Origin of the sequence: Seohaeicola zhoushanensis (assembly GCF_014656415.1) — a bacterium.
GTDB classification, from domain to species: Bacteria; Pseudomonadota; Alphaproteobacteria; order Rhodobacterales; family Rhodobacteraceae; genus Seohaeicola_A; species Seohaeicola_A zhoushanensis.
The window spans coordinates 47,605-61,909 of sequence record NZ_BNCJ01000023.1; the positions used below are offsets into that span (position 1 = coordinate 47,605).

Annotated in this window: 14 protein-coding genes, 1 tRNA gene and 1 pseudogene; 8 read left to right on the plus strand and 8 right to left on the minus strand. The window is 65.6% G+C overall.

The window, feature by feature from the left end; genetic code table 11:
- The 8 genes from IE266_RS22915 to IE266_RS22950 all read right to left on the minus strand — a co-directional run bounded on the left by IE266_RS22915 (window position 1) and on the right by IE266_RS22950 (window position 5,866).
- A complete protein-coding gene (locus IE266_RS22915; RefSeq protein WP_189682468.1) occupies window positions 1–990 on the minus strand; it encodes an imelysin family protein in 990 nt (329 codons plus the stop codon).
- On the minus strand, window positions 990–2,540 hold the full coding sequence (locus tag IE266_RS22920) for a di-heme oxidoreductase family protein (RefSeq protein ID WP_189682469.1): 1,551 nt from the start codon (window positions 2,538–2,540) through the stop codon (window positions 990–992). Before IE266_RS22920 ends, IE266_RS22915 begins: the two co-directional genes overlap by 1 nt.
- 11 nt (window positions 2,541–2,551) lie before the next feature.
- On the minus strand, window positions 2,552–3,037 hold the full coding sequence (bfr, locus tag IE266_RS22925; RefSeq protein ID WP_189682470.1) for a bacterioferritin: 486 nt from the start codon (window positions 3,035–3,037) through the stop codon (window positions 2,552–2,554).
- Complete coding sequence (locus tag IE266_RS22930) at window positions 3,000–3,278, minus strand: (2Fe-2S)-binding protein (RefSeq protein ID WP_189682471.1); 279 nt, start codon at window positions 3,276–3,278, stop codon at window positions 3,000–3,002. The genes bfr and IE266_RS22930 overlap by 38 nt, the downstream gene beginning before the upstream one ends.
- Window positions 3,279–3,327: 49 nt before the next feature.
- Window positions 3,328–4,590 carry an imelysin family protein gene (locus IE266_RS22935; RefSeq protein WP_189682472.1) on the minus strand — a complete coding sequence of 421 codons (1,263 nt, stop codon included), beginning with the start codon at window positions 4,588–4,590 and terminating at the stop codon, window positions 3,328–3,330.
- 10 nt (window positions 4,591–4,600) lie between these two features.
- Window positions 4,601–5,083, minus strand: a complete 483-nt coding sequence (locus tag IE266_RS22940) for a hypothetical protein (RefSeq protein WP_189682473.1) — start codon at window positions 5,081–5,083, stop codon at window positions 4,601–4,603.
- A gap of 2 nt (window positions 5,084–5,085) precedes the next feature.
- The gene (gene hemP / locus IE266_RS22945) at window positions 5,086–5,241 is read right to left on the minus strand and encodes a hemin uptake protein HemP (RefSeq protein ID WP_189682474.1); all 156 of its coding nucleotides are present in this window, start codon (window positions 5,239–5,241) and stop codon (window positions 5,086–5,088) included.
- 295 nt (window positions 5,242–5,536) lie between these two features.
- Complete coding sequence (locus IE266_RS22950; RefSeq protein ID WP_189682475.1) at window positions 5,537–5,866, minus strand: phasin family protein; 330 nt, start codon at window positions 5,864–5,866, stop codon at window positions 5,537–5,539.
- 452 nt (window positions 5,867–6,318) lie between these two features.
- Here IE266_RS22950 and IE266_RS22955 point away from each other — a divergent pair, with 452 nt between their 5' ends.
- The 8 genes and pseudogenes from IE266_RS22955 to IE266_RS22990 all read left to right on the plus strand — a co-directional run.
- Window positions 6,319–7,212, plus strand: coding sequence for a siderophore ABC transporter substrate-binding protein (locus IE266_RS22955; RefSeq protein WP_189682476.1), 894 nt, complete (start codon window positions 6,319–6,321; stop codon window positions 7,210–7,212).
- Between the two features lie 4 nt (window positions 7,213–7,216).
- Window positions 7,217–8,224 (plus strand): ABC transporter permease, encoded by a 1,008-nt coding sequence (locus IE266_RS22960; protein ID WP_189682477.1) that lies wholly within the window; start codon window positions 7,217–7,219, stop codon window positions 8,222–8,224.
- Complete coding sequence (locus IE266_RS22965; RefSeq protein ID WP_189682478.1) at window positions 8,221–9,186, plus strand: iron chelate uptake ABC transporter family permease subunit; 966 nt, start codon at window positions 8,221–8,223, stop codon at window positions 9,184–9,186. The genes IE266_RS22960 and IE266_RS22965 overlap by 4 nt, the downstream gene beginning before the upstream one ends.
- Window positions 9,183–9,941, plus strand: a complete 759-nt coding sequence (locus IE266_RS22970; RefSeq protein ID WP_189682479.1) for an iron ABC transporter ATP-binding protein — start codon at window positions 9,183–9,185, stop codon at window positions 9,939–9,941. Before IE266_RS22965 ends, IE266_RS22970 begins: the two co-directional genes overlap by 4 nt.
- A gap of 118 nt (window positions 9,942–10,059) precedes the next feature.
- Window positions 10,060–12,096, plus strand: coding sequence for a TonB-dependent receptor domain-containing protein (locus IE266_RS22975; protein ID WP_229864410.1), 2,037 nt, complete (start codon window positions 10,060–10,062; stop codon window positions 12,094–12,096).
- Window positions 12,097–12,398: 302 nt separating this feature from the next.
- A tRNA-Ser gene (locus IE266_RS22980) sits at window positions 12,399–12,488 on the plus strand.
- 149 nt (window positions 12,489–12,637) lie between these two features.
- A complete protein-coding gene (locus tag IE266_RS22985; RefSeq protein ID WP_189682480.1) occupies window positions 12,638–13,849 on the plus strand; it encodes a tyrosine-type recombinase/integrase in 1,212 nt (403 codons plus the stop codon).
- Window positions 13,850–14,077: 228 nt separating this feature from the next.
- A pseudogene (locus IE266_RS22990) lies at window positions 14,078–14,227 on the plus strand (integrase core domain-containing protein); the annotation flags it as partial.
- Window positions 14,228–14,305 lie beyond the last annotated feature (78 nt).

Sequence of the window (14,305 nt, forward strand, 5' to 3'; positions counted from 1 at the left end):
TCAGTCTCCGTCTGCCGAATTGAACCCGGCGCTGACGCCTAGGCTGGTGCCGACTTCTTCGATGGCGGCGGTGCGGATGGCGCGAATGTTCTGTTGCAGCGCTTCGACCTTGAGCCGTCCTTGCGGGGTTTCCACCCCGGCAAAGGCCGGATCGTCGAGCCGTTCGGCGTTCTTGAGCGACATGTCGAAGGCCGCGAGGGTCTCGGCCGGGGGCGGCTCGGCGAGCAGCGAGGCCATCTGCCGGAGCGCTTCGAGCGACAGGGTCACATTGCGCAGCGACCGGCCCGAGCGGCGCGCCTCTGCGCGCTTGGGACGGGGCCGCTCGAAGGTGCCCATCGGCTGGCCAAGGCGCTGGTCGGCGTCGAATTCCAGCGCGGTGGTGAGCTGGGTGAACAGCGCCTGGGTGACCTCGCGGGCAGAGAGGTAGGTAGTATTGCCGGGCTGTCCGGCGCTCCTCAGCGTCTCGGCAAAGCCCGAGAGCCATTCGGCCTCGATCTTGCCGGCGAGATCGGCGAGGTCGGCGGTGATCGCCTGGACCAGCGCGCAGGAATAGCTGCCGGCCTCGTAACTCGCGAAATCCTCGTCGTAGAGCATGTAGTCGAGCGCGAAGAGCCCGCGCGCGGCGACCGAGACCTCGGCATAGCCATGCGGCGTGTTCACCACCGGGTCTTCCTCGGCGATCAGGCGGCGCAGGGTCTTTTCGGTCAGCCCGCGCGCATCGGGCCAGAAGGCGATGGCCTGGTAGCGGCCGGCCTCCTCGACCGGGCCAAGGCGCAGGTGGCTGATGCCCATCCAGGCGTCGAAGGCGGTGTTGTAGGCCGGTTGCAGCGCCGCTGCCGTGCAATCCGCCTGCGCCGCTTCTGCCAGGGCCCTGGTTCCCGCCGAGAAGGCCGCCTGACCGGGCAGGATATGGTCGCGGATCACAGCCTCGGTATCGGCCAGGGCCGGAGAGGCGAGGGACAGGATCAAGGCGACGAGCGTGAGACGCATCAGAGGGACTCCAGGAATCGGATCAGGGCAGCGCGCGTGGTCTTTGGCATGTCGATCACCTTTTGCCGGGCCGGCGCGGCTTCACCACCGTGCCAGAGGATGGCTTCGAGAAGCGAGCGCGCACGCCCGTCGTGCAGGAACCTTGTATGGCCGTTGACCTGCGATGTCAGGCCAATACCCCAGAGCGGCGCGGTGCGCCACTCCCGACCTGAGGCAAGGCCCTCGGGAAGGTCGTCGGCCAGACCGTCGCCCATGTCGTGCAGCAGGAAGTCGGAATAGGGCCAGATCAGCTGAAAGCTCTGCTCGGGCTGGTCGGGCAGGCGGTCGGTGACGAACTTGGGGCGATGGCAGGCGACGCAGCCCGAGTCGTGGAAGGCCTGCTTGCCGCGCAGCACCTGCGCATCGCCGCTGTCGCGCCGGGCCGGGACGGCCAGATTGCGGCTGTAGAAGGCGACGAGGTCGAAGCTCTCGGCGTCGATCTCGGTGCCGCGCACGTCATTTGCGCCGTTGGGGGCGTTCAGGCAGGCGGATTGGGCCGGTGTGCAGTCGCCGGAAGGTGCCGGCGCAAGAGGCGAGGAGATACCGATATCGCTGGAAAAGGCGCTCGCGCTCTGGTCGCGGATCGTCGGCATCCCGGCCTTGTGGCCAAAGCGGCCCAGCATCGGGCGGTTGCGGTCGGCCGACCAGACGATCTGTGCGCGTCCCGAGATGCCGTCGCCGTCGGCGTCGTCGGGATCGGCCAGCGCCAGGATGTCGGCGGCGGGGATCGCCTCGACCAGGCCGAGGCCGATCATCTGCGGCGCAATGCGGGCCGAGAGCGCCGCGCTTCGGGCCAGCGGGCCATAGGCGAGGCTCTCGACGCTGTAGGTCGGCTTGATCAGGGTGACCGTCTCGCCTTCGGACAGCTCGACCGGCACGTCGGAATAGGTGACCGCCAGCTGCGCCTCGGCGGCGTGGCCCGCGATGGCAAGGTCCTGGATCTGCCCGCCATAGACCGGGTCGGGTCGCCGGCGGTCTGCCGCCGCGCCCGTCGCGGCGAGATAGCGTTCGATCTCGGTCATCGGGTCATCCGGCGCGGCGGGCGCCGAGATCTTCAGCAGCATCGAGACCGCGCCGTCGCCCGGTCCGTCGGGCGGATGGCCGCGCCCGTCCTTGAGGTGGCAGCGTTGGCAGGAGCGGGCGTTGTAGAGCGGGCCAAGCCCGTCCGAGGCCAGCGTCGAGGACGGGGAAGAGACCCAGAGCTTGCGGAACAGCCCGTTGCCCAGGCGGAAGTCCAGCTCGCGCTCGAAGCTCATGTTGGCCGAGGGCTGCGAAAAGGCGTCGGCATTGGCCAGCAGCGGCACCGTGGCGGCGCCGCCGGGGTTGTTCTCGAAAGGTTCGGGCCGGGTGAAATCGGTCGCGGGTTCTGTCACCTGGGCGACCCGCGCCGCCTCGTCGGCGGTGCGGGCCTGCACGGCAAGGTGCGGCTGCGTCAGCTCAGGGCCGGCAACGGCGACCGGGGCGGCCAGGCAAAGCGCCAGGACGCCAGAGAATGTGCGCAACCGAACCATGCCGCAAACGGCTATTCCGCTTCGTCGGCGGCCTTGGCATTCAGCAGGCCATAACGTTCCTCGCCCAGGCTGTCGAACAGGCCAAGCTGCGTTTCGAGAAAGTCGATATGGCCTTCCTCGTCGGCAATCAGCTCTTCGAAGAGGTTCTTGGTCACATAGTCGCCCACCTGATCGCAGTATTTGCGCGCCTCGACATACAGCTTATGGGCATCATGTTCGGCGGCCAGGTCGCATTCCAGCGTCTCGCGCAGGGTCTGGCCGATGCGCAGCGCGTCGAGCTTCTGCAGGTTCGGGTGGCCTTCCAGGAAGATGATCCGCGCGATCAGCTTGTCGGCGTGGTTCATCTCTTCGATGCTCTCGGCGCGCGACTTGTTGGCGATCCGGCCAAAGCCCCAGTCTTCCTGCAGCCGATAGTGCAGCCAGTACTGGCTGACCGCGGTCAGTTCGCTGCGCAGGGCGCTATTGAGATATTCGATGACTTTCTTGTCGCCCTTCATGGCCATTTCCCTGTGTGGCGGCGCGGCGCAGGCCGCGCAATTGCATGGGTACCCCGAGGCTGTCGCAGCCCCGCATCGTGTCGAGGAACAGCGGCAGGCAGCCACCGCAGTCCGGTCGTTTCCCGAGCGCGCGATAGACCTTGCCCGGCGTGATCAGGGTATCAGGGTCGGCCGCCCGCATCCAGTCCACGGCGGCGCGAATTTCGTGGTCGGATATGGTGTTGCAGTGGCAGACGATCATTCCGGAACCCCCAGGAAGGGCCGGGGCGACAGGCGCCCCGGCGGTCAGGTCATTCGAAGACGGCGCTCGGGTTGTCGAGGCTGTCCGAGCCTTCGAAGGCGATCTGGTCAAGGCCCAGCACGCTCACCGCGCGTTCGATGTCGCGGGTCTGGGCGACCAGCGCGTCGACCGCGCCCAGCACCAGCGCCTCGCCCGCGGCATTGCCGCGTGCCAGCATCTGGTCATAGGCGAATCCGCTCTCGGCCGTGGTCTTGATCTGGCCGAGCTTGTCCATCGTGTTCGCCAGAGCGGCGCGCAGGCCGGCATCGACCGCCGGATCGGCGGCGGCGACGAGGTCCGAAACCGAGGGGCCGCTGACCACCGAGCCGTCGACGCGGACATATTCGCCCAGGTAGACGTTGCGGATGCCCATGCCGTCGTAGAAATGGCTGTTGTAGGTATTGTCCGAGAAGCAGTCCTGCTCTTCCTCGGGGTCGTTCAGCAACACGCCCAGCTTCATCCGCTCGCCCGCCAACTCGCCGTAGGAGAGCGAGCCCATGCCGGTGAGGATGGTGTTCAGCCCGGCATTCTCGTCCGCCAGCACGCTGGCGCGCGCCGCACCGCCTTCGGCCCAGTTGCCCGCCATCTCCTCGAGGTCGCTGACAAGCAGGTCGGTCGCGGCCAGCAGGTAGGCCCCGCGCCGGTCGCAGTTGGCGTTGGTGCAGGCCTCGCCCTGGGCATAGTCGGTCCAGGGGCGGTTGCCGGCGCCGGGTTCGGTGCCGTTCAGGTCCTGGCCCCAGAGCAGGAACTCGATGGCGTGATAGCCGCGCGCGACGTTCGACTCGACCTCGTCGGCCTCGTTCAGCGTGTCGGCGATCAGCGCCGGGGTGATCTCGGTGGCGTCCACCTCGTTGCCCGAGAGCGTGAACTTCGGATTGGCGATGACGTTCAGCGCCGCGTATTCGTTCTCATCCGTCGCGCCGCCATAGGAGAGGTCGACATAGTCGATCAGCCCCTCGTCGAGCGGCCAGGCGTTCACCTTGCCTTCCCATTCGTCCACGATCACGTTGCCGAAACGGAAGGCCTCGGTCTGCTGATAGGGCACGCGGGCGGCCTTCCAGGCAGCCTTGGCGGCTTCGAGAGCCTCGGGCGAGGGGGTCTGGACAAGCACCTGCACGGCAGCTTGCAACCGCTTGGCGGTGGTCAGGCTGTCGCCATAGGCGGCTTCGGCGATGTCGGCATAGGTGTCGAGAACGGCGGCTTTTTCGACGGCGAAAGCCGGCAGGGCCGTCAGCGCGGAGGTGGCGAGAGCTGCCATGAGCGTGCGGGTCATCATAGTCCTTTCAGTGCGTGAAGGCGGAGGGCGACGGTTGGTCGATAGGTGCAGTGCGTGCCATCCGCAGGAGTGCGGGGCCGAAGGCTCCGGCCAGGCGCACCACTTCGAAGGCGGCGGGACCGCGCACCAGCGCGCAGGCGAAGAGGGTGGCTTCCTCGGTGTCCTGCTGGGCTGCGGCAGCCATCAGATGGGCAAATGCGCATTCATCGCCGCCGATGCAACGGCAGGTGATGTCGTGGCGCATGAGCGGGCGGCGGGCGCATCGGGTGGCGGTGGCCATCAGAGCATCGAAATCGGCCAGCGCCTCCTCGGCGGCGGGGCCGAGCGCCAGGCGGAAGCCGGCCTCGATATCCTCGCGGGTGTTGCTGTCGCACCAGCCGCGCAGGCACAGGACGGCCGCCTGTTCGACGGCGCCCAGCTCGCGCAGGTGGCCCACCGGTGCGCCGCCACGGGGCGTGGCCGGCTCGGGGCGCTGGAAGTCGAAGCGCATTCTCATTTCGTGAGGATCAGCTTGCCGGCGCGGGTGATGCGCAGCGTGTAGACCTGTCCATCCAGCACGATCTGCGCCTGGTTGCCGTCCTGCGTGAGCATCCGGGCATCATAGGCGGGCAGGGCGGGGGCGGTTGCAATCGGACCGGCGAGGCTCATGGCGTGGGCCCCGTTTGGTCCAAAGGGCGCAGCGCCTCTGCCTTTGCGGCGCGGTCAGTCGGGTCGGTCATGAACGGTCTCCATCGTTTCTCTCGATCCCGGCTGCCTGGAAATGGGTGGCGTGGACGTGTGATGGAAAATTTACTGAAATAGTCGGATAAGTCAACCGGCAACCCGACTGAATTGGTTGGGTATTTGGCGGGAGCCTCTTTTTTAGCCTGATGCGATCTGCCGCCAAAGGAAAAGGCCCGGCTGAAAACCGGGCCTTTCGACATCTCTAAGCGAGACGATGTGCTCAGGCGGCCTTGCCGAAGGAATTGAAGATGGCCTGCCAGTTGGCCTGAGCGGCTTCCATCACTTCGCGGGTGTTGGCGATTCCCTGTTCGAGGCTGGCCTGGACAAAGCCGGCCTGCAGTTCGAGGGCGGATTTGACGTCCTTGACGCCGAGCAGGGCCTGGCCGTGCGCGACGGTGCCTTTTGCACCATCGGCGATCTGGCCGAGGATCATGCGGTCGACTTCGATGGTGCCAGTGACGAATGCCTTCCCGGCTTCCGACAGTTGTGCAACGAAGGCGCCCGCCTGGTCGAGTTGGTCCTGGGTGGTTCCGGTTTTCTTGGTGGCCATGTGCGGTCTCCATGGGCTGAAATCTGCGATGATTGGGAATATAGGTTGCCAATGCTGCATTGCAACATGGAAATGCTGCAGTGCGGCATCGAGAGGCGCGGCACCGCGTCGCAGCAGCGGCAAGCCAAAGCGTCTTCGGCCTTGTTGCCTGTCATGGAATGCGGGCCACGCTGTTCGGCCGGCTCGTTCTTTTCTGACGTCATCAAAAGGTTCTGCTCCGGCCTTGCCGAGGGGTTCCATCCCCGAAGGCTTTGTAATTTCACATTTCTGTGTATAGACGACAAAATTAGTCGGAAAACTGCTTGACCTCCCATCGGCGTTGCAGCATGGACTGCGACCTGTACCCAAACGGCACCGCCACGGCCGCGCGAAAGCAGCGCAGGCCCAGCCGCCATTCCCCCCTTTGCACATCGCTGGCGCGTCGCGTCGGCACCAATATCGGGATATCGACAATGCGACACTGGCTCAGCGCCCTTTGCCTTGCCGGCCTTGCCACGGCGGCCTCTGCACAGACCATCACGGTGGAAACCGCCCGTGGCGAGGTGACCCTGCCGGCGCAGCCGCAGTCCGTCATAACGCTCGACATGGCCGTGCTCGACGTCATCGATTCGATCGGCGGCACCGTCGCGGGTATCCCGGCGCAGACGGTATCGACCTACCTGTCGAAATACGCCGAGACGGCCACCCCGGTCGGATCGCCCTTCGAGCCAGATGTCGAGAAGATCGCCGCCCTCCAGCCGGATCTCATCATCGTGGCCGGCCGCTCCGCGCCGAAGTTCGACGAGCTTTCGGGCATCGCCACGGTGATCGACCTGACGCCGGACACGACAAACGTCATGCCGTCGATCCGGCGCAACGCTGCGACCCTGGGCGCGATCTACGGCAAGCAGGAGGAGGCGGCCGCGAAGGTTGCCGCGCTCGACGAGGCACTGGCCAAGGTGAAGGCCGCCGCCAGCGGGCGCGGTACGGCGCTGACGCTGCTGACCACCGGCGCCAGGATGAGCACGCATGGCGACAAGGGCCGCTTCGGGCTGATCTACAACGAGTTCGGTTTCCCCCCGGCCATCGAGGGCGTGAAGCCCGGCAATCACGGCCAGCCGATCAGCTTCGAGTTCATCCGCGAGACCAATCCCGACTGGATCTTCGTCGTCGACCGCGACGCCGCCATCGGGCGTGACGGGCAGCCGGCGGCGCAGATGCTCGACAACCCGATGGTCGCGGCCACCACGGCGGCACAGAAGGGGCAGATCGTCTACCTGAACCCGGTCGACTGGTATCTGATCGCAGCGGGCATCACCTCGGTCGGCAATGCCGCCGCGCAGGTCGCGGGCGCGCTCGGCGAATAGGCGGATGAGCGAGGCGGTCGATACATCGCAGGGCAGGGCAGAGCGCCCGTTCGGTTCGCCCGGCCGGGGGCTGCTCTGGCTCGGGCTGGCGCTTGTGGTGCTGCTGGCCGGCCTGAGCTTGCTGGTCGGGGCGGGGCGCATCGGCCTGCGCGAGCTGCTCGACGATCCGGCGGGCCTCGACCTGCTGATGACAAGCCGCCTGCCGCGCACCGCCGCGTTGATCCTCGCGGGCATGGCCTCGGCCATCACCGGGCTGGTGATCCAGCGCCTGGTTCAGAACAGGTTCGTCGATCCGACGACCATGGGCACGGTCGACAGCGCTTCCCTCGGGCTGCTGTTGACCGTGATCATCTTCCCTGACGCGCCGCCAATGCTGCGCATGGCCGCCGCGGCGCTCTGCGCCTGGCTCGGCACCGGCGTCTTCCTCCTTCTGCTGCGCGCCATGCCGCGCCGCTCGCCTCTGATCCCGCCCTTGCTGGGTATCTCCTATGGTGCGGTCATCGGCTCGGTGGCCATGTTCATCGCCTGGCAGACCGACCTGATGCAGGCGCTCTTCGCCTGGACCTCGGCGGATTTCTCCATCGTGCTGGCGGGTCGCTACGAGATGCTCTACCTCGCCGCCGCCTTCACCGTCTTCGCCTGGATCGCGGCCGACCGCTTCACCCTGGCCGGTCTCGGCGACAGCGTGGCGCGCTCGCTTGGCCTGAACCCCGGCCAGGTGCTGGCGCTGGGGGTGACGATCGTTGCCGCGGTGGCCGGCTGCATCGTCGTCACGGTGGGCTATATCCCCTTCCTCGGGCTGATCGTGCCCAACCTGGTCGCGCGCCGCTTCGGTGACAACCTTCGCCGTGCACTGCCCGCTGTGGCGCTGCTTGGCGCGCTGATGACGCTGGTCTGCTATATCGCCGGGCGGCTGATCCTGCACCCGTTCGAACTGCCCATCGGGATCACCATGGGCGTATTGGGCGCGGTGATCTTCCTGGTGCTTCTGCTGAAGGGGCAGGGACGATGAGCCCCGAGCTGCGATGGCAGCGGGCCTGCCGGCTGACTCTGGCGCTGGGTCTCGTTCTGGCGCTGGCGGTGGCCGGATACATGACGCTGGGCGCCGTGGGCAAATGGTCTTTCGTGCTGAGCTACCGGGGCGAGAAGCTGCTGACCATCCTGCTGGTGGCATGGACCGTGCCGGCGGCGACAGTGCTGTTCCACGTCATCTCGCGCAACCCGATCCTGACGCCCTCGATCATGGGATTCGACACGCTCTTCGTGCTGATCCAGACGCTGGCGGTCTTCCTGCTGGGCTCGGCAACCGTGTCGGCCTGGCCGCCGCAACTCGTCTTCCTGGGCGAACTGGCGGTGATGGTGGTCTTTGCCTCGCTGCTGTTCCACTGGCTGTTCTCGCGGATCGCGCAGAGCCTGGAACTGCTCCTGCTGGTCGGCATCGTCTTCGGGGTGCTGTTCCGTTCCGTCTCTGGCCTGTTGCAGCGGCTGATCGACCCGAGCGAGTTCCTCATCGTGCAGGACCGCATGTTCGCCTCGTTCAGCGGGGCCGAGCCGCAGGTGCTGACCATGTCCGCCGGGCTGGTCGGTGTGGCGACGCTCTGGGCGATCTGGCGGCTGCCGGCGATCGACGCCATGGTACTGGGCCGCGATGCGGCGCTGGCGATCGGCGTACCGCATCGCCGCCTGACCGCCGAGGTCTTCCTGATCGTCACCCTTCTGGTGGCGGCCTCCACCGCGCTGGTCGGGCCGATCACCTTCTTCGGCCTCCTGGTCGCCAATGTCGCCTATCGCCTGCTGCCCGGCGCGCCCCTGCGCCTCACGCTGCCGCTGGCCGGGCTGCTTGGCGCCGCTCTTCTCGTCGCCGCTCAGGTGGTGCTGGAACGGGTGCTCGGCTTTGCCGGCACCGTCGGCATCGTGATCGAGTTCCTGGGCGGCCTCATCTTCATCCTCCTTCTGATCGAGCGTGCCCGATGATCCGTGTCGAGAACCTTGGCAAATCCTATGCCGGCCAATGGGTCGTGGACCTTCCCGAACTGGAACTGCCGCGCGGCGGCCTCACGGCGATCATCGGCCCGAACGGGGCAGGCAAGTCGACCCTGCTGTCGATGATCGCCCGTTTGCAGAGCCCCGACCGGGGCGTGGTGACGCTCGACGGGCAGGACATCCTGCGCATCCCCGGCGATACACTGGCCCGCCGCCTGACCGTGCTGCGCCAGGACAACGCCATGGCGGCGCGGCTGACCGTGAGCGACCTGGTGGGGTTCGGGCGTTACCCCTATTCCAAGGGGCGCCTGACCGGGGAGGACCATGCGAAGATCGAGGAGTCGCTGGCCCTTGTCGAACTCCAGCCCTATCGCCACCGCTTCCTCGACGAGCTTTCCGGCGGCCAGCGCCAGCGCGCCTTCATCGCCATGGTGCTGGCGCAGGACACTGAATACGCGCTCTTCGACGAACCGCTGAACAGCCTCGACATCCGCCATGCCGTCTCGGTCATGCAGCTGCTGCGCCGCGCCGCCGAGGAGCTGGGCAAGACCGTGGTGACGGTGCTGCACGACCTGAACTTCGCGGCCCGGCATTCCGACCGCATCATTGCCATGAAGAACGGTCAGTTGCAGTTCGCCGGACCTCCGCACCAGGTGATCCGCACCGTCGCCCTGCGCGACCTCTACGGAATCGACCTGAACGTCAGCCGGACAGACGGCAAGCTGATGGTCGACATCTACGGCTAGCCATTCCGAACCAGGCCTGTCCCCGGCGGGACCTGGCCCCAACCCCAGTCCATCGAGCCCGCCAGACCGGCCAGCCAGTTCGGACTTCCGACCTCACGCACGAAAGAAGGACCAAGACGTGACCCAATCCCTCATGACCCGCTACCGGCGGACGACCGCGCTTTGCCTCACCGGGCTTGCCTTTGCCGGGGCTGCCAATGCGCAGAGCAGCGATGCTCTCGACCTCGGCACGCTCGTCATCACTGCCGGCGGCTTCGAGCAGCACGTCGTGGATGCGCCGGCCTCGATCTCGGTCATCACCGTTGAAGAGCTGCGCCGGGCGAATGTGACCAACCTTTCGGACGCGCTGCGCGAGGCTCAGGGTGTCATCACCACCGGCATCGCCAACGAGCAGGACATCTTCATCCGCGGCCTGCCCGGCGACTACACGCTGATCCTGGTCGACGGCAAACGCCAGGGCACGCGCGAGAGCCGCACCAACGGCTCCTCGGGCTACGAGCAGAGCTTCATCCCGCCCGTCGCCGCCATCGAGCGGATCGAGGTCGTGCGCGGCCCGATGTCCTCGCTCTACGGCTCCGATGCCATGGGCGGCGTGGTGAACATCATAACCCGCAAGGTCTCGCCGGTCTGGACCGGGTCCGTGACTGCCGAGACGACGATTCCCGAGGGCAGCGATGATGCGGCCTCGAACCAGCTCTCCTTCTACCTGAACGGTCCGATCCTTGCCGACCGGCTGGGCCTGCAGATCTGGGGCCGCCGGCTCGACCGCGACGAATCCGGCGTTCTGAACGGCCCGCGCGAGCAGGAGGACATCGACCTGACCGCGCGGCTGACCTGGATGGTCAACCCCGACCACGAGCTGAGCTTCGAATACGGTTTCACCAGGATCGACCAGTATTCCAACCCCGGCAGGACCCTGGCCCTCGGCACCGATCCGGAACGGGTCGACAATGACCGCCAGCACTGGGCGCTGGGCTACAAGGGCAACTGGGGCGCCGTGACCTCCGACTTCAGCTTCCAGCAGGAGCGGGGCAAGCGCACCAGCTACGATTATCTGGCCGGCGCCCTGGTCGAAGGCAGCCGCAACCCCGAGATCGTGAACTCGGTGCTCGACGGCAAGTTCACCATCCCGGCCGAGTTCCGCGGTGCGCATACCATCGTGACCGGTTTCCAGTATCGCCATGCCGAGCTGACAGACCAGAACCCCGGCCTGGGCAATGGCCTCTACCAGGAATACACCTCCTCGGAATGGGCCGTCTTCGCCGAGGACGAATGGAAGCTGAGCGACAGCTTCGCCCTGACCGCCGGCCTGCGCTATACCGACAACGAGAACTTCGGCGGCAAATGGACCCCGCGGCTCTATGCCGTTTGGAACGTGAACGACGCCTTCACCCTCAAGGGCGGCGTCTCGACCGGCTACCGCACGCCTTCGCTGCGCCAGACCATCGACGGCTATTACTACACCACCCAGCGCGGCGCCGGCGTCATCGTCGCCAACCCCGACCTGAAGCCCGAGACCAGCACCAGCTACGAGGTCTCGGCCCTCTGGCAGCAAGGCGCCTACGAACTCGGCGCGACCCTGTTCCGCACCGACTTCCGCGACAAGATCGAGAGCTTCAACACCGGCGGCACCGTCGTGGTGGGCGGCACGACCTACAACCGCTGGGAATACCGCAACATCCAGGACGCGCTGCTGCAGGGGGTGGAACTCACCGGACGGGTGGAGCTGAGCGACTCGGTGTTGCTGCGCGGCTCCTACACCTTCACCGATTCCGAGCAGCAGAGCGGCGCCTATGCCGGTCTGCCGCTCGCCCGCACCCCGCGCCACGCAGCGAGCCTGCGGATGGAATGGGTGACGCCGGTTGCGGGCCTCGAGACCTGGGGCGCGGCCAACTACCACGGCAAGGAAGTGAACGCCGGCGCGCGCATCGGGACCAACGGCACGCCCTACGCCTATGACTCGCTGGGAAATGCCATCGCCTATGAATACGACGCCTATACCACCGTCGATATCGGCCTTTCCTACGTGCTGAGCGATCACGCGACCCTGAACGCCGCCATCTACAACCTGTTCGACGCAACGGTCACCGAAGCCGAGAGCAACACCTACCAGTCGGGCCGCAGCCTCTGGCTTGGCGTGACGGCGAACTTCTGAGTTCGCGCTGCGTGGCCGGGACCGGTTTCCGGCCACGCAAGACCGCCGCCGCGGCCCCGCGCCGCGAGGCACGGCGCGATCATTTCCGCAGGACCCCTTGGGGACGAGCGGGGGCAGGGCGGTGCCCTGGCCCGGATGGGATAAATCCCCCCATTTATGCGCGCCCGAAGCCCGTCAGGTCTCCGCGATGCCGCACGAAACCCCAAGACCGTTGCCCGGAGCCCACCAGATTTCCCGCGATGAACAGGCCGAACGCAACTTTCGTCTTGTCATCATTCAACGGCACATTTAGACGCGTCCGTGGAGACGTGGCCGAGTGGTCGAAGGCACACCCCTGCTAAGGGTGCAGGCGGGAAACCGTCTCGAGGGTTCGAATCCCTTCGTCTCCGCCACCACCCAAATTATACGAGTTCTGTTGAATGGCAAAACATGGCGCAATGGCTATGTTTTACTGGCGTTTGAGCGTCTGATTGTTTGTGCTCGCTTTGTTTCGATGTCGCCTGTATTCTTCTCTTGAGTGGTATGGAACGTGGTATCGGTCATGGTGACGCTCTCAGGAAAGCTGACTAAGAAATTGGTAGAGAACGCTGGCCCCGGTCGGCACGGTGACGGCAATGGGCTGTATCTGGTGGTCGACCCTTCTGGCGCGCGGCGGTGGATCGTGCGCGTGGTGGTCAAGGGCCAGAAAAACCGCATGGGCGCGCCGCTGCGCACCGACTTCGGCCTAGGTGGCGCAGATATCGTAACGCTTCCGCAGGCGCGCGAACGGGCGCTGGAATACCGGCGGATGGCGAAGCAGGGGCTCAACCCGCGTTTCAATGCTCGGCAGGAAATCCCGACCTTCGCCGAAATCGCTGAACAGGTGCATATCGACCGACTGCCAACCTGGAAGAACGCGAAGCATGGCGCGCAATGGATCAACACGCTGCGGGATTATGCCTTCCCCAAGATTGGGCGGATGCCGGTCGACAGCATTGGCCAGCCGGAAGTCCTGATGTGCCTGTCCCCGATCTGGACGGAAAAGCACGAAACAGCCGCCAGACTCGCGCAGCGGATCAAATCGGTTCTCGACGTGGCGAAATCAAAGGGCTTCCGGTCTGGCGAGAACCCCGTGACTGCGATCAAGGACGCCAAGGTTCTGCCCAAGGTGGCGAAGAAGCCCAAGCACCATGCGGCGATGCGCTGGCAGGACGTGCCTGCCTTCTATGCCGATCTTGCGACACGGGAAGCGATGGCCGCAAAGGCGCTGATGTTCACTTGCCTGACCGGCTCGCGCACGAATGAGGCACTTGGAATGCGCTGGGCGGAAATCGACGAGGACGCGCGCGTCTGGACCTGCCCGGCGGCACGGATGAAAACCGGCGAGGATCACAAGGTGCCGCTGACGGACGCCATGTTGGCGATCATCGAACCCCTGAGGGCGATGCAATCCGAATATGTCTTCGAGGGCCAGAAGCGCCACAAGCCGCTTTCCAATATGGCGATGCTGATGCTCTTGCGTCGAATGGGCGTTGAAGGCGTCACCGTTCACGGTTTCCGTAGCACTTTCCGGGATTGGGCCTCGGAATCGGCCAACGCCCAGCGCGAAGTAGCCGAGATGAGCTTGTCGCATCGAATCGGGTCGGATGTGGAACGCGCTTATGCTCGGTCAGACCTTCTGGATAAACGACGGACCTTGATGGAGCGTTGGTCAAATTTCGTGACCGGAAATTCCGGAAAGGTGATTAATTTCAGCAAAAGTGCAGAAAATTAATACGTAAATGTCGGGGGTCTTCGACCTTCCGCTCCGCCTTTATGGGCTATCAAAAGGCTTGCCGCGAAAAAAGGTGCGTGCGACCTTACCTTTATGCAAGGTGCGGATGACGAAGAAGGGCCTGATCTGGCCGAACAACTCCACGATATCGTGGAGAGTATGCTGCTTGAAGTCGGCTTCCGGAATTACGAACGACCCATCCGTACACTGCTAGGACAATCAGCCCCGTTCGCCAATCTGCGCCATGCCCGAGAGCTGATTTCGGCTTGGCGCGATGACTACAACCATCACCGCCCCCACACGAGCCTCGACGGGCTCACCCCGTGGGAGTATCACCAACGGTCAGTAGAGGACCAAAACCTGAACAGAGCGAACTAAAAAACGCGGACACTCAGGGGAGTATGTATGAACTGCCTTCCCCTGCAAGTGATTTGTCGATCCGCCGCCGACCCTGCT

Coding starts and splice junctions, on each gene's coding strand:
- IE266_RS22915 (WP_189682468.1), bottom strand. CDS start 990: ATGCGTCTCACGCTCGTCGCCTTGATCCTGTCCCTCGCCTCTCCGGCC.
- IE266_RS22920 (WP_189682469.1), bottom strand. CDS start 2,540: ATGGTTCGGTTGCGCACATTCTCTGGCGTCCTGGCGCTTTGCCTGGCC.
- bfr (WP_189682470.1), bottom strand. CDS start 3,037: ATGAAGGGCGACAAGAAAGTCATCGAATATCTCAATAGCGCCCTGCGC.
- IE266_RS22930 (WP_189682471.1), bottom strand. CDS start 3,278: ATGATCGTCTGCCACTGCAACACCATATCCGACCACGAAATTCGCGCC.
- IE266_RS22935 (WP_189682472.1), bottom strand. CDS start 4,590: ATGACCCGCACGCTCATGGCAGCTCTCGCCACCTCCGCGCTGACGGCC.
- IE266_RS22940 (WP_189682473.1), bottom strand. CDS start 5,083: ATGCGCTTCGACTTCCAGCGCCCCGAGCCGGCCACGCCCCGTGGCGGC.
- hemP (WP_189682474.1), bottom strand. CDS start 5,241: ATGAGCCTCGCCGGTCCGATTGCAACCGCCCCCGCCCTGCCCGCCTAT.
- IE266_RS22950 (WP_189682475.1), bottom strand. CDS start 5,866: ATGGCCACCAAGAAAACCGGAACCACCCAGGACCAACTCGACCAGGCG.
- IE266_RS22955 (WP_189682476.1), top strand. CDS start 6,319: ATGCGACACTGGCTCAGCGCCCTTTGCCTTGCCGGCCTTGCCACGGCG.
- IE266_RS22960 (WP_189682477.1), top strand. CDS start 7,217: ATGAGCGAGGCGGTCGATACATCGCAGGGCAGGGCAGAGCGCCCGTTC.
- IE266_RS22965 (WP_189682478.1), top strand. CDS start 8,221: ATGAGCCCCGAGCTGCGATGGCAGCGGGCCTGCCGGCTGACTCTGGCG.
- IE266_RS22970 (WP_189682479.1), top strand. CDS start 9,183: ATGATCCGTGTCGAGAACCTTGGCAAATCCTATGCCGGCCAATGGGTC.
- IE266_RS22985 (WP_189682480.1), top strand. CDS start 12,638: ATGGTGACGCTCTCAGGAAAGCTGACTAAGAAATTGGTAGAGAACGCT.